This window comes from Halorussus vallis, assembly GCF_024138165.1.
Taxonomy (GTDB): domain Archaea; phylum Halobacteriota; class Halobacteria; order Halobacteriales; family Haladaptataceae; genus Halorussus; species Halorussus vallis.
In genome coordinates this window covers 2,871,356-2,889,882 of sequence record NZ_CP100000.1, presented here as the reverse complement: position 1 = coordinate 2,889,882, position 18,527 = coordinate 2,871,356, and the positions used below count along the sequence as shown (strand labels likewise).

19 protein-coding genes are annotated in these 18,527 nt (G+C 67.5%); 10 read left to right on the top strand and 9 right to left on the bottom strand.

All coding sequences use genetic code 11. The annotated features are described in order from the left end of the window. Window position 1: 1 nt before the first annotated feature. The 3 genes from NGM07_RS14580 to NGM07_RS14570 all read right to left on the bottom strand — a co-directional run bounded on the left by NGM07_RS14580 (window position 2) and on the right by NGM07_RS14570 (window position 3,183). Window positions 2–679, bottom strand: a complete 678-nt coding sequence (locus tag NGM07_RS14580; protein WP_253512869.1) for a helix-turn-helix domain-containing protein — start codon at window positions 677–679, stop codon at window positions 2–4. Between the two features lie 192 nt (window positions 680–871). Further along, window positions 872–2,332: a S8 family serine peptidase gene (locus NGM07_RS14575; RefSeq protein WP_253512867.1), complete on the bottom strand. Its 1,461-nt coding sequence runs from the start codon at window positions 2,330–2,332 to the stop codon at window positions 872–874. A gap of 188 nt (window positions 2,333–2,520) precedes the next feature. Beyond that, window positions 2,521–3,183: a deoxyuridine 5'-triphosphate nucleotidohydrolase gene (locus tag NGM07_RS14570; protein ID WP_256525332.1), complete on the bottom strand. Its 663-nt coding sequence runs from the start codon at window positions 3,181–3,183 to the stop codon at window positions 2,521–2,523. A gap of 135 nt (window positions 3,184–3,318) precedes the next feature. Here NGM07_RS14570 and NGM07_RS14565 point away from each other — a divergent pair, with 135 nt between their 5' ends. The 6 genes from NGM07_RS14565 (at window position 3,319) to NGM07_RS14540 (ending at window position 8,422) form a co-directional block, all read left to right on the top strand. Further along, the gene (locus tag NGM07_RS14565; protein ID WP_253512863.1) at window positions 3,319–5,295 is read left to right on the top strand and encodes an aconitate hydratase; all 1,977 of its coding nucleotides are present in this window, start codon (window positions 3,319–3,321) and stop codon (window positions 5,293–5,295) included. A gap of 306 nt (window positions 5,296–5,601) precedes the next feature. Beyond that, a complete protein-coding gene (locus NGM07_RS14560; protein WP_253512861.1) occupies window positions 5,602–6,129 on the top strand; it encodes an NUDIX hydrolase in 528 nt (175 codons plus the stop codon). Window positions 6,130–6,590: 461 nt separating this feature from the next. Further along, window positions 6,591–7,148 (top strand): GNAT family N-acetyltransferase, encoded by a 558-nt coding sequence (locus NGM07_RS14555; protein ID WP_253512859.1) that lies wholly within the window; start codon window positions 6,591–6,593, stop codon window positions 7,146–7,148. 58 nt (window positions 7,149–7,206) lie between these two features. Then, window positions 7,207–7,701: a DUF5810 domain-containing protein gene (locus NGM07_RS14550; protein ID WP_253512858.1), complete on the top strand. Its 495-nt coding sequence runs from the start codon at window positions 7,207–7,209 to the stop codon at window positions 7,699–7,701. 24 nt (window positions 7,702–7,725) lie between these two features. Further along, window positions 7,726–8,136 (top strand): DUF5809 family protein, encoded by a 411-nt coding sequence (locus tag NGM07_RS14545; protein WP_253512856.1) that lies wholly within the window; start codon window positions 7,726–7,728, stop codon window positions 8,134–8,136. Between the two features lie 79 nt (window positions 8,137–8,215). After that, on the top strand, window positions 8,216–8,422 hold the full coding sequence (locus tag NGM07_RS14540) for a DUF8024 family protein (protein ID WP_253512854.1): 207 nt from the start codon (window positions 8,216–8,218) through the stop codon (window positions 8,420–8,422). On the opposite strand, the gene NGM07_RS14535 is transcribed toward NGM07_RS14540, so the two are convergent. From NGM07_RS14535 to NGM07_RS14525, 3 genes are all read right to left on the bottom strand, one after another. Continuing rightward, window positions 8,379–9,359 carry a 5,10-methylenetetrahydromethanopterin reductase gene (locus NGM07_RS14535; protein WP_253512852.1) on the bottom strand — a complete coding sequence of 327 codons (981 nt, stop codon included), beginning with the start codon at window positions 9,357–9,359 and terminating at the stop codon, window positions 8,379–8,381. The two genes, NGM07_RS14540 and NGM07_RS14535, sit on opposite strands and share 44 nt — an antisense overlap. Next, a complete protein-coding gene (locus tag NGM07_RS14530) occupies window positions 9,346–10,113 on the bottom strand; it encodes a coenzyme F420-0:L-glutamate ligase (RefSeq protein WP_253512850.1) in 768 nt (255 codons plus the stop codon). Before NGM07_RS14530 ends, NGM07_RS14535 begins: the two co-directional genes overlap by 14 nt. 132 nt (window positions 10,114–10,245) lie before the next feature. Next, window positions 10,246–10,770, bottom strand: a complete 525-nt coding sequence (locus NGM07_RS14525; protein WP_253512849.1) for a metallophosphoesterase family protein — start codon at window positions 10,768–10,770, stop codon at window positions 10,246–10,248. A 177-nt stretch (window positions 10,771–10,947) separates the two neighbouring features. On the opposite strand from NGM07_RS14525, the gene NGM07_RS14520 reads away from it, so the two are divergent. From NGM07_RS14520 to ddh, 4 genes are all read left to right on the top strand, one after another. Further along, entirely contained in the window at window positions 10,948–12,723 is a 1,776-nt protein-coding gene (locus tag NGM07_RS14520) for an Hvo_1808 family surface protein (protein WP_253512847.1), read from the top strand. Window positions 12,724–12,854: 131 nt separating this feature from the next. Next, window positions 12,855–13,352: a YciE/YciF ferroxidase family protein gene (locus NGM07_RS14515; RefSeq protein ID WP_253512845.1), complete on the top strand. Its 498-nt coding sequence runs from the start codon at window positions 12,855–12,857 to the stop codon at window positions 13,350–13,352. A gap of 39 nt (window positions 13,353–13,391) precedes the next feature. Further along, on the top strand, window positions 13,392–14,711 hold the full coding sequence (locus tag NGM07_RS14510; protein ID WP_253512843.1) for an eIF2B alpha/beta/delta subunit family protein: 1,320 nt from the start codon (window positions 13,392–13,394) through the stop codon (window positions 14,709–14,711). A gap of 204 nt (window positions 14,712–14,915) precedes the next feature. Beyond that, window positions 14,916–15,851 (top strand): D-2-hydroxyacid dehydrogenase, encoded by a 936-nt coding sequence (ddh, locus tag NGM07_RS14505; protein WP_253512842.1) that lies wholly within the window; start codon window positions 14,916–14,918, stop codon window positions 15,849–15,851. Between the two features lie 29 nt (window positions 15,852–15,880). Here the strand turns inward: ddh and NGM07_RS14500 are convergent, their stop codons facing one another. The 3 genes from NGM07_RS14500 to NGM07_RS14490 all read right to left on the bottom strand — a co-directional run bounded on the left by NGM07_RS14500 (window position 15,881) and on the right by NGM07_RS14490 (window position 18,416). Then, entirely contained in the window at window positions 15,881–16,924 is a 1,044-nt protein-coding gene (locus NGM07_RS14500; RefSeq protein ID WP_253512840.1) for an HNH endonuclease, read from the bottom strand. Window positions 16,925–17,013: 89 nt separating this feature from the next. After that, on the bottom strand, window positions 17,014–18,090 hold the full coding sequence (locus tag NGM07_RS14495; protein ID WP_253512838.1) for an NAD(P)/FAD-dependent oxidoreductase: 1,077 nt from the start codon (window positions 18,088–18,090) through the stop codon (window positions 17,014–17,016). Window positions 18,091–18,170: 80 nt separating this feature from the next. Next, complete coding sequence (locus NGM07_RS14490; RefSeq protein ID WP_253512836.1) at window positions 18,171–18,416, bottom strand: DUF8593 domain-containing protein; 246 nt, start codon at window positions 18,414–18,416, stop codon at window positions 18,171–18,173. Window positions 18,417–18,527: the final 111 nt, after the last annotated feature.

Genomic DNA, 18,527 nt, shown 5'->3' with positions numbered 1-18,527 from the left:
CTCAGTCCTCGTCGCTGTCCGCGTCGGCGTCGCTACTACTGAAGACGAGCGTCTCCTTGATGAGCGAGTCGCACCCGCGGCGGAGTCGCTGGGAGACGGAGTTCGAGGAGATGCCGAAGTAGTCGGCGAGTTCGGCGACCGAGACCTCCCGCGGGATGCGGTAGTAGCCCTCCTCCTGCGCCTTGACGAGCGTCTCGCGCTGCTCTTCGGTCAGACCGTAGGTCGCCTGTCGGGGGTCCTCCGGTCGGCTCAACTGCTGGAGTTCGAACCGGACGCCCTTCTCGTCGAAGTGCTCGCTGAACCCTTCGACCTGCGACTGCTCGGTGAACCGAATCTCGAAGTACCACGAACCGCCGGCCGCCGAGGCCTCCAGCACGGTGCCGTGCTGGTCGACGATCTCGTCGACGAGTTCGGCGACCGTCTCGACCCAGCGAATCTCGTAGAGGCGCGTGTCGTCGAAGGCGTCGATGACCGACCACCCGACCGCCGTCGGGTCCTCGTCCACCGCCGCCTCGAACGCGTCGAAGTCGCCCCCGGAGGTCCAGACGAACGGGAGGACCCACTCTCGGCTGTGGGTCGCGATTCGCTCGGCCTCGATCCGCATCTCCGGAACGCGCTCCATCGTCCACGAGAGCGCGATGGCGTCGGCCGGGACGGAGAAGTTGGCTACGATACTCACTCCAGAGAGTACCACCTCGCGGACTAAAAAGGGACGGACGGTGAACGCGGAAAGCGCGCTCGCGAACGCGGGCATTCGCCCGCGTTCGCGGGAACTATCGTCGTCGTCCGGTCCGCCGTCGTCTAACTCGCTTCCATCGTCCGTCCGGAGTCGCTAGCCCGTCATCGGTCTGCCGTCGCGGCGCGTCCCCGCTCAGTACTCGACGAGCGTCACGTCGCCGAACGTCGCGAGGTTCCCGTTGGCCGCCCGCTGGACCGACCGGTAGGCGTTCGTGAAGCCCGCCCCGACGTTCCACGGGGTGTAGCCCGACCGGGCGTCCTCGGCCTCGGCCGCGACGGTGTTGAGCAGGTCCATCGGCGCGACGTCGCCCGAGTTGTTCTGCCGGTAGGCGTCGACGACCAGCGTCGCGATGCCGGTGGTGACCGGCGAGGACATGCTGGTCCCGCTGATGGTCGCGTAGTAGAGTCGACCGTCCTGGGCGCTCTCGGCCTGGAGGGCGTCGGTCGGCGACATCGTGGACACGATGCGGTTGCCGGGCGCGCCGACCCCGGGCCGGTAGACGCCGTAGGGGCGCGAGGGCGTCCCGTCGGCGTAGTAGGTTTCGAGGTTGCTCAGGCCGGTTTGGCGGTCCCAATTGTCGAGTTGGGCGTCGCCGCCCTGCTTGCGCCCGCGCGACGAGAAGTTCGTGACCGCCCGGTTGTCCTTGGTCGCGGCGACGCCGAGCACCTGGGGCGCCTTGGCGTACTGGTTGAGCGTGTTGGTCTGCGGGCCGCTGTTGCCGGCCGAGAACATCGACAGCAGTCCGGCGCGGTAGGCGTTCCACGTCGCGACGTTGAGCGCGTCGTCGGGGTTGAAGTCGTTGCCGTTCGACGACCCGTAGGAGTTGTTGACCAGTTTCACGTCGGTCGCGCCGCTCTGCACCCGCGAGAGCAGGTGGTCGTAGGCCGCCGTCGCCTTCAGGATGGAGATGCCCGCGCCCGCGGCGTACACCGTCAGGTCGGCATTCGGGGCCATCCCCTTGAACTGGCCGCCGCTCTGCGTCCCGTCGCCCGCGATGGTCCCGCTGACGTGGGTGCCGTGGCCGATGGTGTCGGTGTCGGCCGACCCGGCGCGAATCCACAGCGTCGGACTGCCGAGCGGGTTGCCGGCCCACTGCCAGTTGGCGACCAGACTCGACTGCAGGTCGGGGTGGTCGCCGTCGACGCCGGAGTCGATGACGGCGACGTGGACGCCGTCGCCGGCGTACCCGAGGTCGTTCTGGACCTTGTCGACCTCGGTGACCGCCCGGGCGTCGTCGTTGTGGTAGTCGAGTTCGACGTTCTTCTGGACGTACCGGACGCCGTCCCAGTCGGCGACCTGCCGGACCTGGTCGCTGTACAGTTTGACGTAGGCGACGGGGAGCGTCTCGAACTCGTAGAACCCCTCCGCGAGGTCCAGCGTATCCAGTCGATTCACGTCGGCGGCCGGGTCGAACACGACGAGCACGTCGTGCAGGACTCCCGAGGTCAATACGAGCGCGTCGTCGACGATGGACCCGTCGCCGTCGGCGGCCTCGGCGGCCGACGCGCCGGCGAACGGTAACGTCGCGGCGACGCCCGCGGCTCCGGTCGTCTTCAGGAAACTACGCCGGTCGAAGTTGGGAAGGTTCGGCATGCGAAAGAAAGTACGAAGTTTTCCCACTAAACGTTGTCTGTAAAAAGTATTCAATTAACGTTTCAACAGGTGTAGTTCGCATCGCTACGAGGGAATAGAAGTGCAACAAAGAGAGAAATCACCCGGACACTCACGGAGTCCGCGGCGTCGGCCGGTTCACCGGCCGACGCCGCGACTCGTCTCGGTCGCTACTCGACGTTCTCGCCCTGGTACGACCCGTCGTAGGTGTCGTCGTGGTCGGCCGCCGCGAGGACGAGTTGGGCGATTTGCGCCCCGCGTTCGATCTCGATGTCGTGGTGGACTTCGAGCAGGCCCTCGCCCTTGCCCGTGTAGCCGGCGTCCCAGACCGCAGTATCGAGCATGCAGGAGTTGCGCAGCAGCGACGACCGGGGGTAGATGTAGCCGACGTGGCCGTCGGGAATCGAGACGGTTTCGGCGTACCGGACGACGTACCCGCCCTCGGTCAGGTAGTACGCCTCGGGGGCGTCGTCGGCGACCTGCTCGGTTTCGAGTTCCCGGCGGTCGCCGATTTCCTTGCCGTCGAGGCCGATGCGACCGGGTTCGCGCTGTTCGTACACCGCTTCGAGGGTGAGGTCGACGCCGTTCGGCTGGACCTGCTCGTCGGTTATCGGGTCGACGTGGTCGGCGACGTACGTTCCGCTCTCGAACATGCGCGGGAGATTTCGCCCGGAGCGTAAATCGGTGCCGGAGTCGGTCGGGCGTGCGACCCGCCGACGGTCGCCGGGAGGGTCGGCCCTCGGCGCATCCGCCGCGCCGGGTGACCACCGGGTCCCGTCGGGGTCCGGGCCACGACTCCGACTCTTCGTTTCGGGAGTTTCGGTCGGTCCGATTACCGTTTCAACCGACTATCCGCCGGTCGCGCTATCGGTTCGGTCAACTTTTGCCGGCCGAGGGTCGAAAACCGCCTCACCGGGGAGCGCAAACGCGCGGGATTTATAACTCCGGAGAGACGATGTTCGGACGATATGGGACAGACGCTAACGGAGAAAATCCTGGAGGACCACCTCGTCGAGGGCGAACTCGAAACCGGTGAAGAGATCGGTATCGAGATCGACCAGGTGCTCGCCCAGGACACGACGGGAACGCTCGTCTGGCTACAGTTCGAGGCGCTCGAGATGGACGAGGTCCAGACCGAACTGGCGGCGCAGTACTGCGACCACCAGACCTACCAGTTCGACTTCAAGAACACCGACGACCACCGCTTCCTCCGCAGTGCGGCGGGTACCTACGGCGCGCACTTCTCGCGCCCCGGCAACGGTATCTGTCACAACGTCCACAAGGAGAACTTCGCCGCGCCCGGCAAGACGATGCTCGGGTCGGACTCCCACACGCCGACCCCCGGCGGACTCGGCGAACTCGCCATCGGGTCGGGCGGTCTCGACGTGGCGGTCGCCATGGGCGGCGGCCCCTACTACATCGAGATGCCCGAGGTCGTCAACGTTCGCCTCGAAGGCGAACTCTCCGAGTGGTCGACCGCGAAGGACGTCATCCTCGAGATGCTCCGCCGTCTCTCCGTGAAGGGCGGCGTCGGCAAGATCTTCGAGTACACCGGCCCGGGCGTCGAGACGCTGTCGGTCCCCGAGCGGACGACCATCACCAACATGGGTACGGAGCTCGGCGCGACCTCCTCGATCTTCCCGACCGACGAGAACACCCAGGAGTGGCTCGAGAGCCTCGGCCGCGGCGACGACTACGAAGAGGTCGTCCCGGACGACGACGCCGACTACGACGACCAGATCACCATCGACCTCTCGGAGATCGAACCGCTCATCGCGAAGCCGTCGATGCCCGACAACGTCGTCCCCGTCCGCGAAGTCACGGGCGAGTCGGTCGACCAGGTCATGATCGGTTCCTGTACCAACGGCGGCTACGAGGACATCCTGCCCGGCGCGAAGATGCTGGAGGGCCGCGAGATCAACAAGACGACCGAGATGATCGTCGCGCCCGGTAGCAAGCAGGCCTCCGAGATGCTCGCCCGCGAGGGCTGGACGGCCGAGATGATGGCGGCCGGCGTCAACTTCTCCGAGGCGACCTGCGGGGCCTGCATCGGCATCGGTCACGTGCCGGCCAGCGACTCCGTGTCGCTCCGGACGTTCAACCGCAACTTCGAGGGTCGCTCGGGCATCGAGGACGACTCGGTCTACCTCTGCTCGCCGGAGGTCGCCACCGCGGCGGCCATCAAGGGCGAGATCGTCGACCCGCGGGACCTCTCCGACGAACTCGGCGACCTCGAGGACCCCGGCTTCGAACTCCCCGAGGAGTACTACGGCTCGAAGGCCGACCTCATCAGCCCCGACGAGGCGCCCGACGACGACCTCATCAAGGGCCCGAACATCGGCGACGTGCCGCTGAAGGACGAACTGGAAGCCGAACTGGCCGGTCCCGCCCTCCTGAAGATGGAGGACAACATCACGACCGACCACATCATCCCGGCGACCAGCGACATCCTGAAGTTCCGCTCGAACATCCCGAAGCTCTCGGAGTTCACGCTCTCGCGGGTCGACGACAGCTTCGCCCAGCGCGCGATGGACTCGGACGGCGGCTTCCTCGTCGCCGGCGAGAACTACGGTCAGGGTAGCTCGCGCGAGCACGCCGCCCTGTGCCCGATGTACCTCGGCGTCGAGGGCGTCCTCGCCCAGAGCTTCGCCCGCATCCACAAGGCGAACCTGTTCAACTTCGGCCTCATCCCGCTCGAAATCGACGAGGACGACTACGAGAAGATCGAGCAGGGCGACGACATCGAGATCGTCGACGACGTCTCCGAGGCGGTCCGCTCCGGCCAGGATGAGTTCACGGTCCGAGTCAACGACGACTGGGAACTCACCGCCCACCTCGACGCCTCCGAACGCGAGCGCCAGATTCTCGCCGACGGCGGCAAGCTCTCGCACACGAAGAAGCGGGCCGAAGGCGGCAGCTCCGGCGCGACGCCCGCCGACGACTGAGCAAACTCTCTTTCCCGTATTTTTTACGCTCCGTTAGCGACCGCCCTCGAACGGACCGGTCGGTCGGCGGTGCGCGCACCGCCGATTAGACGAATAAGAGATTGCGCTTCAGGGCCTAAAACGCCCGAATTCACCATCCCGGCGAAAGGTTTATTACTACAGCCAGTGAATTATTACGTGTAAGAAGATATTGAAACTAAATCGGCGGCTTTTTCTATCAATTCCTCGTAGTTATCGCTCCGGCGTTCGAAAGCTTGGAGTTCGGACCCGCCACCGAAGCGCGGGCGAGCGCCGACGACACCACCCATGCCAGACGAAACTGCACCAACCGTCGACGCCGTACCGACCCTCACCGACCCCGAATCGCTGCGCGACCGCGGCGACGTCGAGTTCCTCGAACGCACGAAGGTCCACGACGACGCCGACCACTGCGCGATGAGCGCCGACGGTCGGGCAGTGGTCGGCGTCACCGACGACGACGGCGACGCTCTCGTCATCGTGAACGAAGAGCGGGACTTCGCAATGCTCCCCAACGGCACGGTCGAGTCCGGCGACGACTGGGCGGCGGTTGCCCGCGAACAGGTCGAACACCTGACCGGCCTGTCCATCGAAATCGACGGTATCGAACGTGTGCGGAAGGTCGAGCATGTCGTAGACGGTGACGACGAACCCCACACGACCAGCTATCAGGTCGTCTTCGCCGCGTCGCCCGCGACCGACGACCGCACCATCTCACATGGATGCGACTGGCGCGGGGAGTGGTGCGACGCGTTCCCCGAGGGCGTCGCCGACGAAGGGCCGGCTCAAGACGACGTCCGGTTGTTCCTCGACTAACGACGGCCTTCACCGAAATGCTATTTCTGCCGCGGCGTCGGGGCGCGCATCTCGGCTTCCGACGAGCGCATCAGCAGTCCCGCCGCGAGCGAACGCAGTGAGCGAGCGGGCCGAGGAACCCTCGAAGAAGCGGCCGAAGGCCGCTTCCGAGGAGGGTGACGAAGGCTTTTGGTCCAGATTTTGCCAGCGAAGCGACTCGGAAGCCGCAGGCTTCCGAGTCGCTGAGCGCACCGAAAGACATCGCTTCGCTCGTCTTTCGAGCCTTTGCTCGCTACGCTCGCAAAGACAGCAAAAGGTGGAGTATGAAGGTAGTTTGGAAAGGTGGGGGTGGGTGGGGAGATTTTCGGGAGCTTGCACCTCCGGCCGGAGAGTGCGCTTCGTTGTACTCAATCATCCTATTAAAAAATTTCGCGTCCGGTCGGGCATGAGACTCTTAAGGGTCGGGGCGCAACTGACGGGCAGTGACAATCTCTCCCGCGGACGAGGAACGCCCCGTTCGCGTCCGGCAGGCCGTGCAGGCGGACCTGCTGGCGGTCCTGCGCATCGAACGAGCGTCGTTCGAGCAGCCCTGGCCGTTCTCGGCGTTCGAGCGGTTCCTGGGCGAACCGGGGTTTCTGGTGGCCGACGAGGGGAGCGCCGGCCGCCGGTCGCCGACCAACGCGGCCGGCGGCGCCCTCCAGACGGGGAGCGTCGTCGGTTACGTCGTCGCGAACCTCGTGGCGAACCACGGCCGACCGCTGGGCCACGTCAAGGACATCGCCGTCCACCCAGACCGGCGCGGCGACGGCGTCGGCGCGACGCTGCTCGAACACGCGCTGTCGGTGCTCGAAGCCGGCGGCGCCCGGAGCGTCAAGTTGGAGGTCCGCGCGAGCAACCAGCCCGCGCTGTCGCTGTACTACGAGTACGGCTTCGAGTACCTCCGCACGGTGCCCCGATACTACGACGACGGCGAGGACGCCCTGATTCTGGTTGTGGACCTGGACGCCGAGGAGTGGAGTCCGGACTCCGAGTCCCAATAGGCCCGCCGAGCGACGGAGTAGCGTGGCGCTTTTCGGTTCGGGCGACCAACCCCCGGACATGGGATACGCCTGTCCGGTCTGCGAGACGCCCCAGTCCGACGCCGAGCACCTCGCCAACCACCTCGCGTTCACCGCGATGCTCGGCGACGACGACCACGAGGCGTGGCTCGACGAACACGCGCCGAACTGGGACGAGGCGGGCGCGGCCGAACTCGCCGCCCGCGTCGAGGAGTACGCCAAGGAGGTCGGCTTCCCGCAGGTGTTCGACGATACGACCCACGACCACTCTCACGCCCGCCGCGACGACGAACCCCGGCCGGGCGACCTGTTCGAGGACGAACTCGAACGCGCGAACGCGCATGGCCGCGGGTCGATGGCCAGCGGCCTCGGCGACACCGCGGGGGCGCGAGGCGGTGCGGGCGGCGGCGAGGCGCTCGAACCCGAGGCCCAGGAGGTCCTGCGGGAAGCCCGGGAGATGACCCGCGAGATGCGCGAGCGACGCGAGGACGCCGACGAGGACGACGACGACGGGACCGAAGGCGAAACGGAGTAGTCCCGGGGGTTCGAACCGCCGGACATGGACACCCACGGTTTCCTCGCGCCAGATGACGAGGCGGCCGCGCGCAGGCTCTTCGAGTCGGTCGGACCCGCGGCCCAGACGGTGGTCAAGGAGACGGCGAAGGCGATGGCGTTCGACCGCGAGGAGTACGGCGAGCGCGTGACCGGCGACGTGGTCGAAACCGCCCGCGACGCCCTCTTCGCGTCGCTGTTGGCGGTCCAAACTGGCACCCGGGAGGAGTACGAGGCGTGGCTGGCCGACCGCGACCGGGAGGTGGTCGAACGCGGGAACCCGAACGTCGAGAACGTCGCGTGGCACGACGCGTTCGACGAGACGGTGGTGGCCGCGACATTCCAGAACGAACCCGACGCCGCAGTGGCGACCCTGCGGCGGCAGGCGTTCGGGTCGGTCTACCGCGAGGTCCTGTAGTCCTGGTTCGACTCGGTCCCACCGCTCCCGTCGCTCCGCTTACGGAGCAAACAAGTACCCGGGCCACACAACGTCGAACATGGTGAACATCATCCAGAACTTCGTGGACATGGCGACCTACATCACCGACGCGGCCCTGTCGTTCCCGAGTTCGTTCATCCTCGTGCTCTCGGGATTCCTGCTGATCACCTTCTCGGTGCTGGTGTTCGGCTACCTGACGCTGGGCGCGATCGTCGACTTGTTCATCCCCGACTCGCTCGGTCGACGGCCGCCCCAGCAAGGCTGACCGCCGTCTCGGGGTCCGGCCCGAGCGGCGACCCGACGACGAAGCTATCGGCGTACTCTAACACTCCGGCTATCTTCTCGGCCGCCGTCTCCACCGTCCCGGCGACGCAGAAGGCGTCTATCATCTCGGGAGTCACCGCCTCGAACGCCGCCGAGAACTCGCCGGCTTCGACCTTCTCGCCGACCGCCTCCGCCCGCTCGCGGTCGATGCCGTGGCGCTCTAGCACCGGCGGGGCCGCCCCGCCCGCGATGAACGCGACCGGCGGCCGGGCGGCCTCGCGGGCGGCGTCCTCGTCCTCCGCGACGCTGACGCTGGCGTAGGCCGCGAAGTCGAACTCGCCCCGAGAGTCGGGGCGCTCCGCGAGGCCCCGCTCGACCTGCTCGTCGGCCCACGCGAAGTCGTCGGGGTGCGAGGCGTTGACCAGCACGCCGTCGGCGTGCTTGGCCGCCATCCGTATCATGTGTGGCCCCTGCGCGCCGACGTACACCGGCGGGGTTTCGACCTCGTAGTTCAGGGCGGCGTCGGCCGCGCGGAAGGTTCCGTCGTGGTCGACCCGGTCGCCCGCCCAGAGCTTCTGGCTCACTTTCATCGTCTCCAGCACTCGCCGGAGCGGTTTCTCGCGCTCGACACCGAGGTTCCGGAGCGTCGAGCGGTCGCCCGCGCCGAGGCCGCAGACCGCCCGGCCGCCGCTGGCCTCCTGGAGCGTCGCGACTCGGGAGGCCAGCGACACCGGGTGGGACTCGTAGGGGTTGACGACGCCGGGGCCGACCCGAATCTCGTCGGTCGCCGCGGCGACCCGCGAGAGCACCGCGAACGGGTCGCGGTTGTTGTAGTGGGAACTCGCGAAGAGCGTGTCGAACCCCTCGTCCTCGGCGAGGCGGCCGAGTTCGACGAGGTCAGCCATCGGGTGCTCGGGCGTGAGTTCAATCCCGCGCAAACTCCCACCCCCTGAGCGCCTGGCGCACGAAGTCGCCCTCGACGTCCCGGAAGAGGTTCTCCGACCCCCCGTGGTCGCCGAAGTTCCAGTCGCGGACGACAGCGACCGGCAGGCCGTCGTCGCCCTCGCCGGTCACCAGGTTGGCCGCCGAGGCGATCTCGTCGACGACCGACTCGACGGTGACCTCGAGTTCGTGGCCGTCGCGGTCGGTTTCCCCCCGCCAGTCCCGCGAGGCCGGAATGCCGTCCCAGCCGATGGCGACCCCGCGCTGGCCGTGGCGGAACGGCCGCCCGCAGGTGTCGGTAACGACCACCGCGCAGTCGGCCGAGAGGTTCTCGCGGATGCGGGCGGCGCTCTCGCTCGGGCGCTCGGGGAGGAGGAGCAGGTCGGCTCCGCCGTCGCCGACGTTCGAGCGGTCGATGCCCGCGTTCACGCCGATGTGGCCGAACCGCGTCGCCGTCAGCAGGAACGGGGCCTCCACGATTATCTCGGTACTCTCTTCGAGGACCGCCTGGGCGAACCGGGGGTCCTTCTCGTCGCCCGAGATTCCTTCGAGGCGCGCGGCTATCTCCTTCGCCCGCGGACTCGCCGAGAAGTCGGCGAGTTCGAACAGCCGTCCCTCGACCTTCGAGACGACGGTGCTGGCGACCGCCACCACGTCGTCGTCCCGGAGGTCGGCCCGCGTCTCTATCAGCGCCGCGAGGTCGTCGCCCGGCCGGACCTCCGGCAGGTCCGGCACTGCGAACACTTCCATGCGGCGAGGTTGGCGCGTGGCGTACAAAAACCCGCGCGAAACGGGCAAGCGATACTGGTAGCGACGCGGGGTGGCCGGGACGCGACGACCGGTCGTCGCGTCCCGGCCGTTCGCGGCGACTCCCCCCGCGCCTCAAACCTCGACGACCGCGTCCTCGACGTACAACTCCACCGTCACATCGCCGTCGAGAATCTCGACGGTCATCATCGTCTCGCGCTCGGCCGGCGACGCCCCGGTGGCGCTCCCGGGGTTGAGCAGGCGGATGCCCTCGACGTCCTCGTCGACCACTTCGTGGGTGTGGCCGGCGACCGCGATGGCCGGGCCGTCGACCTCCTCGGAGACGACCCGGGCGACGCCCTCGCGGTAGCTCTCGTCGCCCTCGGTTCGGTGGCCGTGGGTGACGACGAAGGTGGTTCCGGCCGCGTCGAGCACCGCGACCGGCGGGAGGTCCAGCGCCACCGGGTCCATGTTTCCCCGGACCGCCGTGAGGTCGGCGGCGAGTTCGTCGACCCGGTCGTAGGCGGCTTCGTCGTCGAAGTCGCCGGCGTGGATCACGCGGTCGGCCGCCTCGATTCGGTCCTCGACCCAGTCGGGAATCCCCTCGGCGCGCGAGGGGACGTGGGTGTCGCTGACGATTGCGATCGTGACGTCGGCCATATCCGGGGTTCGGTACCGAGCGGGAAAAGCGTGGAGGCGGTCGGTTGGCGGTCGCCCGCGACGGGCGAACCGGGTCGCGACGCTCGGCGGGCGCCGACGGGCACGGCGCTTTTCATGGAGGAGATTGTGGTACGCGTGAGCGGGGTGCAAACAGTGTTACCGGGAGATAGCGAACTGATGGTGGTACCGTTACTCGTCGTACTCGTCACGTCGAGCGTCGCGGGGGCGACGGTCGTCGGGCACGCGAATCGGGAGTTGGGAGACACGGCGACGCCGTCGGCGGCCGACGGCGTCGCCGCCGAGGCCGAAGCGGACGCGCCGGCCGAGTCGCCAGCGCGCGCGAGCGGTTTCGCGCGTGCGCAGGACGGCGGTGAGACGGGCGACGAAGCAACCGGTCTGGCGTGCGGCGGGTCGGTCCCTGCCGACCTGGCCGACCCCCAGTCCGACGTGAAGGGCTGGGAGAACGGCTACTGGTACAACGAATCAATCGATATCAGCCAGTCCGACGGCGTCCAGAAGGCCGAGCGCGAGCGACTCGTCTCGCGCACGATGGCGCGGGTCGAGGCGGTCCGGTGCATCGAGTTCAACCGGTCGGTTCCGGTGAGCGTGGTGAGCAGACAGCAGTTCGCCAACCGGCAGGCCCGCCAGAACGCCTCGCCGGGTCTGCGGGCGTTCGACAACGCGAAGTTCGAGGCGCTGTTCCTGGTCAACGAGTCGGCCGACTCCATCGCGGTCCAGAACCGCAACAGGGGGAGCAACGTCCTCGGGTTCTACAGCCCGCGGGCCGACCGAATCGTGGTCATCGCCGAGAACGCGAAGTCGCTCCGCATCGACGAACTGACGCTGGCCCACGAACTGATGCACGCCTGGCAGGACCAGCAGTACAACCTCACCGGCGACCCGTTCGGCGCGAAGCTCCGCGACCAGGTGAACGCCCGCAACGGCTTGATAGAGGGCGACGCGAGCTACACCGAACGGCTCTACGAGCGCCAGTGCAAGCAGGGGACGTGGGACTGCCTCCAGCGGCCCAGCGACCAGCGCGCGCAGACCAACCTCGCCAACATGGGCATCTACCTGCTCAAGTACCAGCCCTACAGCGACGGCCCGGCGTTCGTCCGACTGGTCCAGAACGTCGGCGGCTGGGACGCGGTGAACGCGCTGTACGAGAATCCGCCGGCCAGCACCGAGCAGGTCATCCACCCCGAGCGGTACGAGGCCGACCCGCCGACGAACGTGACGCTGGCCGACCAGACGGGCGGCGACTGGAGTCGGGTGCGGGCGCCGAACCGACCGGGCTACGGGAGCCTGGGCGAGGCCGGACTGATGGCCATGTTCATCTACCCCTACTACCACAGCGGGGGCCAGTCGCGGGTCATCCCGCCGAGCCAGTGGTTCAACCGGAACGAGTCGGGCGAGATCAAGACGTTCGACCCGCTCGACTACAAGTCCCAGTACACGACCGGCTGGGACGGCGACCGGCTCCACGTCTACCGGAACGGGTCGGGCGAACTCGGTTACGTCTGGAAACTGGCGTGGGACTCGCCCCAGGACGCCCGGCAGTTCGTCGCGGGGTACCGGAAGGTTCTGCGGTACTGGGGCGCCGAACAGGTCGGTGAGAACACGTGGCGCATCGCCGACAGCGGCTTCGCCGACGCGTTCCACGTCGCCGTCGAGGGGAACGTCGTCACCATCACGAACGCGCCGACGGTCGACCAACTCTCGGCGGTTCGGTCCAGCGTGACGGTCGACGCCGAGACGGACGGTGCGAACGCCACCGCGACCGGCGGCAACGCGACGGCGACCGAAACTGGCGAAACCGCCGCGGGGGCGTCCGAAACCACCGAAGCCGGCGGCCCCGCCGACAGCGCGACGGTGAACGTGACGGTCGGGAACGAAACCGCGAGCCCGGCGACCGGAAACGAGACGACGACCGCCGCGATGGCGACCCCGTAAGGGCAATCGTCGCGAGCGCCGGGCGTTCGACGCCGGCGGGAGCGGCGCGGAACTGGCTCGCGCCCGACCGGTCGCCGAACGCCCACTACAGCTAAGCGAATCCGGACCTACCCCGACGTGGGGATGGGAGAATGACACTAAATACGCTCGAGGACCTGTTCGACCACCAGCTTCAGGCCGCGTACACCGTGGAGAATCGACTCGTCGACACGCTCTCGGAGATGGCCAGCCAGGTCGACGACGAGGAACTGGCCGACGGGTTCGGCCAGCACGAGGGTGAAACCATGCGCCACGTCGAACGCGTCGAGGAGGTGTTCGAGGCGCGGGGGCTCACGCCCGAGGAGACGGAGGTGCCGCTGTTCGACGGCCTGATGGAGGAGAAGCAGATGTTCGACGAGCAGCTGGGCGAGGAGGGACTCCGCGACGTGTTCTACGCCCAGGCGGGCATGAAGACCGAGCGCATCGAACTCACGATGTACGAGGGCCTGCTGATGCTCGCCGACCAACTCGACCTCGGCGACGAGGTGACCGACCCGCTGGAGGAGAACCGCGACGAAGAGGAGAAGACGCTGAAGAAGCTCAAGGGGATGGCGACGGGGTCGACGCTGCTAGGCGACGGACTGCTGTAGTCCCCCGGACTCAAGCCGCCGGCCGCCGAACCCCGGCGTATGGACGAAACCCACGTCGTCACCTGTTTTCTACGTAATCGCGGCGAAGTCCTGCTGTTGCGCCGGTCCGAGGAGGTCGGCTCCTACGCCGGACTGTGGGGCGGCGTCGCCGGCCACGCCGAGGGAAACCCCGACGTGGCCGCCCGCGAGGAGATAGCCGAGGAAACCGGACTGCTCGACGCCTGCACGCTCGCCCGGGAAGGAGTCACCTTCGAGTTCGCGGACGAGGACCTCGGAACGCGCTGGGTGGTCCACCCTTATCTCTTCGACTGTGAGCGCCGTGACGCCGAGGTCGACTGGGAGACGGCCGAGTTCGAGTGGGTCCACCCGACCGAAATCCTGCGCCGCGAGAGCGTTCCACAGCTCTGGACATCCTACTCGCGGGTCGCTCCCAGCGTCTCGCAGGTCGCCGAAGATACGGAACACGGCTCGGCGTACCTCTCGGTGCGGGCGCTGGAAGTCCTGCGCGACCGGGCGGGGAGCTTTGCGGTTCAAGGCTCCGGCGGCTGGTCCCCGCTCGTCGCACTCGCCGATGCGCTCCGCGAGGCCCGCCCGAGCATGGCCGCGCTGGGCAACCGCGTCGACCGGGCGATGGCCGAGGCCAGCGAGCGACGAATCCCCGAGGCGGTCGAGCGGGCGGCCCGCGAGGGCATCGAGCGCGCCTACCGCGCCGACGAGGCGGCCGCCGAGAACGCGGCCGCCGAGATTCGCGGGGAGACGGTGCTGACGCTCTCGCGGTCCGGAACCGTCCTCGACGCGCTCGGCGGCGCCGAGCACGTCTTCGTCGCCGAGTCGCGGCCGGCGCGGGAGGGCGTCGGGGTGGCCGAGGAACTGGCCAGAGAGTGTCGGGTGACCATCCACACCGACGCCGCCGTGGCGCACGTGCTGGCGACCGAGGACGTGGACGCCGTCGTGGTCGGCGCGGACGCCGTACTTCCGGACGGACGGGTCGTCAACAAGACCGGCACGCGCGCGGCGGCGAGCGCCGCCGCGCGCGAGGGCGTCCCGGTCTACGCCGTGGCGGCCGCCGACAAGATTCGGACCGACGGCGCGGTCCACCTCGAAGCCGGCGACCCCGAGGCGGTGTACGACGGGGACGCGGCGGTCGAGGTGTTGAACCCGACGTTCGACGCGACGCCCGCCGACCTCGTCTCGGGCGTGATTACGGAGCGCGGCGTGCTCGACGAGGAGGAGATTTCCGCGGTGGTTTCGGAACTCAGAGGACTCTCGGGGTGGCGCGAGGACGGGGAGGGTGGTGAAGCCAAAAGCGAAGGTGAGGAGGAGGACAGCGAGGACGAAGAGGACGAGCAGGAGGCGTAGACGGGGTCGCCGACGCCGAGTACCGACACGCAAGAGCCAAAAACGCGCCCTCCCTATCACCACCGGGCGGCAGTGACGAGGGTTACCCCCACCGAGCCCCTTGTGACGAGGCATTTCACCCGAGCCGCCCTTCCGAGACGCTCGGTCCGCGACGCGATTACCACCTCCCGAAGATTCAACCCGGTAGCGGCGCATCCCTCCGACATGCACATCGACCGTCTCGGCGTCCACGAGTCCGTCGACGCCGTCTTTCCTCCGGAAGAACTCGCCGAAGTACTCTCCGACCTCGACTGCGAAGTCGGCGTCGTCGGCGACGACCCCGCAGAACTCTCGGCTTGCGACGCGGTGGTCACGTTCGGCCCGAACGACGCCTACCTCGACGCAGACCTCGTCTGGATTCACTCCATCCAGGCGGGCTACGACCACTTCCCACTCGAGGAGTTCGAATCGCGGGGCGTCGTCTTCACCAACAGCACCGGCATCCACGACACCAGCGTCGGCGAGTTCGCGGTGGGGCTGATGCTCACCTTCGCCCGCAGACTCCACGACTACGTCCGGTCCCAGGAGCGCCGCGAGTGGGCCCACCCCGAGTGGCACGAACCGTTCACCCTGCAGGGCGAGCGCCTCTGCGTCGTCGGCCTCGGCACCCTCGGCCGCGGCATCGCCGAGCGGGCCGACGCGCTCGGCATGGACGTCGTCGGGGTCCGGCGCTCGGGCGAGCCGACCCCGCACACCAGCGAGGTGTACACCCCCGACGACCTCCACGAGGCCATCGAGGACGCCGCGTTCGTCGCGCTGGCGGTGCCGCTGAACGACGCGACTGAGGGGCTGTTCGGGACCGCCGAGTTCGCGGCGATGCGTGAGGACGCCTACCTGCTCAACGTCGCCCGCGGTCCGGTGGTCGTAGAGTCCGAACTCGTCGAGGCGCTCCGCGAGGGCGAACTCGGGGGTGCGGGCCTCGACGTGTTCGAGGAAGAACCGCTCCCCGAGGATTCGCCGCTGTGGGAGATGGACGAGGTCATCGTCACGCCCCACCGGGCCGCCGCCGAACGGGACTACCACCGGCACATCGCGGAGTTGGTCCGGGAGAACGTCGAGCGTGGGGAGAGGGGCGAGGAGTTCGTCAATCGAATCGCGTAAAACTCAATCTGCCGAAACCGATTCCTTGGTTACAGCCACCCAAGCCCGGCGTTTCGTTTTTCGAGGTGCTCCTCACCTATGTCTACGTTCGAAGGGAGTTCGATTCGTGTCCCCTGTCGTTCGACAATGCTCTCCCGAAGAAACGGATGTTCGGGATTGAACGACGGGTCCACACGTAGCCGATAATCCGCGTCGAGGGTGAACAGCCCGGCATCGAACGCCCGGTGATGGAGTGAATTCAAGACCAGCGCGTTTTTCGGGTCTTCGGCACGTTCGGGATGTTCGCTTCGAGGGAGGACGTGTGCCAGGTCGAGAAGCGATGGATGCCCAATCCCCGTCATCGCGCACTGATTTTTGTAACGGTCAAACACTTCGGTCCGGAACTGCGGACTGACCGTTACTTCCTCCCGTTCGTATCGCCGGCGGCGACCCCCGGCATTCACGGCCTCACCCGTCGGCCACTGTTCGACCTCTCCCGTCTTCACCCAGGTTTTCCAAACTTCCGGCGCTCGTTCGTCGCTGTCCGCTCTCACTCGGTTGTGCATCCACGTCGGGGAAACGGTATCGGTGTTAAGAATCGTAAGGTGAAACAGGTAGTTCGGGACGTGATTTCCGGCCGCGTCTGCGTATTGGTCGACTTCTATGTGATCCGGCACGCAAAGACCGCAGAACTGGACGACACCCGACCGCGGTTTCCGGAATACAAGTATCGGCGGAACGCGGTCACGGTTACCTCTCGCAGCCTGGTCAAACGCTCGCTTCACTTTCTCGTTCTGCTGAGACTCATCATACGGGTTCCCCTTCTTTGCGTCGCCCCAGTAATCGATGTGCCCCAGTGAGACGGCCAGCACGTCCTGCCACGGGTCTTCGTATTGCGAAACGCCCGTGTCGTTAGAGACGATGACAATGGCCGCAGGGTCATCGGTCACTTGAGAACTTAAATCCCGAATTCCGCCGGTGTTCTTGATTCCGGTCTTTAGCGGACCGCGAATCAGACGGAGAAACTCATCTTCGGGGTTCTTCGGGCTTCCTTTATCCACATACTCGTCACCGATACGAAACACGGAGTCCATGAGTCAGCCAGGAGTAGCCACTGTAATGAACCCCGGCGGAAACCGCCGACCGTTCGTCCGAATCTGGCTTCGATACTAACCCGATAGCTCTACTCCGGACGCATCCCCGCGTGCTCGTCCAACTCCCGCACCCGGCGCATCCGCGCCCGGATATCGTCGGGCGCGCTCGGCACGTCCTCGGTTTCGACGTCGTCTAGTTCGCCCGGCGGGAGCGGGAACGTCCGGAGGTCCTTGTGGAGCGCGATGCCGGCGTACGCCCCATCGCCGAGCGCGATAGGCGTCTGGTTCTGACCGTGGGTCAGGTCGCCGACCGCGTACGCGCCCTCGACGCTGGTTTCGCGGCGGTCGTTCACGGCGATCGAGCCGTCCTCGTTGCGCTCGCAGCCGAGTCGGTCGGCGAGTTCGGCGTTGTACTCTTGGCCGTACATGGCGAAGCCCCCGGCGTACTCGCGACTGCGTCCGTCGGCGAACTCCAGGCCGCCAAGCCACGGCGGTTCGTCGGGGTCGGTGCGCTCGTCCTCGCCCTCGCGTTCGGGGAACGCGTGGTCGACGCGGTCCTCGACCACGTCCACGGGGTGGGCGCGGACCTGCTCGTCGACGGCGTCGCTCCACGTCGGTTCCTCGTCGTTTGTCAGGAGGTCGACGTCGTCGGTGAAGTTGAGCAGGACCATCGCAGCGTGGGCCGCGTGGTCGTCGTGGCCGAGAACGAAGACGGGCGCGTCGCCCAGCGTGTAGGCGTCGCAGTGGAGACAGTAGTGGAGGCCGCGGCCGGTGAACCGGCGGAGTCCGGGGACCCGCGGCGGTTCGTCGGTGAACCCCGTGGCGAAGACCACGCGGTCGGCCAGCAGGTCGGCGCGCTCGGCTGTAATCTGGAATTGAGCGTCGGCGTCGGAGTCCGCTCGCTCCTCGACCGAGCGCACGTCGTCCTCGTAGTAGTCCGCGCCGTACTCGACCAGTTGTTCGATGCCCAGTTCGGTCACCCCGCGGCCGGTGGCGTCCTCCGAAACCGCCAGCAGGTTGTGGACGGCCGCGACGGACTCGTATCGGCCGCCCTCGCGGTTCACCAGCGCGGTCCGGTGGCCGAGCCGCGTCGCGTAGAGCGCGGTCGTCAGCCCCGCAGGTCCCCCGCCCACGACGACGACCTCGTACGTCGGAGTTCGACTCATCAGGTCCGGTTCGGGAGCGGGACAGTTCCGACTTGGGGCCGGACTCGAATCGACGGAGAAGGGGTCGAATCGTCGGGCGTTCAGTCGGGTCGGTACTCCGAGCATAGCCGCACTTCCTCGTCGGTCACCTCGGCGATGGCGTCGTTGCGGAGCGGGTAGGTGTCGTGTTCGTCGGCGCCCCAGTCGAGTTTCGACTTCACCGCGCCGATGTCGTTTGCGGGGTCGACGTAGGCGGTGCCGTCCTGGACCGAATCGACGATTCCGATGTCGTTGCCCGCACCGTCGACCACGCGCTTCGCTACCTCGTCGTTGGTAAGATCTGGCATGGGTGAGCGGGACGATGGTGACGCCCGTAGGTCTGCTGGCCACGGGCGGAGGCGGTAGCGGCGGCGGCGGTGGCCGAGACGGAAGCGGTGGCGGAGGCGGTAGCTCTAGGT

Bases quoted from the DNA above. Each gene is read 5' to 3' on its own strand.
- NGM07_RS14575 (WP_253512867.1), bottom strand. From the start codon at position 2,332: ATGCCGAACCTTCCCAACTTCGACCGGCGTAGTTTCCTGAAGACGACC.
- NGM07_RS14565 (WP_253512863.1), top strand. From the start codon at position 3,319: ATGGGACAGACGCTAACGGAGAAAATCCTGGAGGACCACCTCGTCGAG.
- NGM07_RS14560 (WP_253512861.1), top strand. From the start codon at position 5,602: ATGCCAGACGAAACTGCACCAACCGTCGACGCCGTACCGACCCTCACC.
- NGM07_RS14550 (WP_253512858.1), top strand. From the start codon at position 7,207: ATGGGATACGCCTGTCCGGTCTGCGAGACGCCCCAGTCCGACGCCGAG.
- NGM07_RS14545 (WP_253512856.1), top strand. From the start codon at position 7,726: ATGGACACCCACGGTTTCCTCGCGCCAGATGACGAGGCGGCCGCGCGC.
- NGM07_RS14540 (WP_253512854.1), top strand. From the start codon at position 8,216: ATGGTGAACATCATCCAGAACTTCGTGGACATGGCGACCTACATCACC.
- NGM07_RS14530 (WP_253512850.1), bottom strand. From the start codon at position 10,113: ATGGAAGTGTTCGCAGTGCCGGACCTGCCGGAGGTCCGGCCGGGCGAC.
- NGM07_RS14525 (WP_253512849.1), bottom strand. From the start codon at position 10,770: ATGGCCGACGTCACGATCGCAATCGTCAGCGACACCCACGTCCCCTCG.
- NGM07_RS14520 (WP_253512847.1), top strand. From the start codon at position 10,948: ATGGTGGTACCGTTACTCGTCGTACTCGTCACGTCGAGCGTCGCGGGG.
- NGM07_RS14515 (WP_253512845.1), top strand. From the start codon at position 12,855: ATGACACTAAATACGCTCGAGGACCTGTTCGACCACCAGCTTCAGGCC.
- NGM07_RS14510 (WP_253512843.1), top strand. From the start codon at position 13,392: ATGGACGAAACCCACGTCGTCACCTGTTTTCTACGTAATCGCGGCGAA.
- ddh (WP_253512842.1), top strand. From the start codon at position 14,916: ATGCACATCGACCGTCTCGGCGTCCACGAGTCCGTCGACGCCGTCTTT.
- NGM07_RS14500 (WP_253512840.1), bottom strand. From the start codon at position 16,924: ATGGACTCCGTGTTTCGTATCGGTGACGAGTATGTGGATAAAGGAAGC.
- NGM07_RS14495 (WP_253512838.1), bottom strand. From the start codon at position 18,090: ATGAGTCGAACTCCGACGTACGAGGTCGTCGTCGTGGGCGGGGGACCT.
- NGM07_RS14490 (WP_253512836.1), bottom strand. From the start codon at position 18,416: ATGCCAGATCTTACCAACGACGAGGTAGCGAAGCGCGTGGTCGACGGT.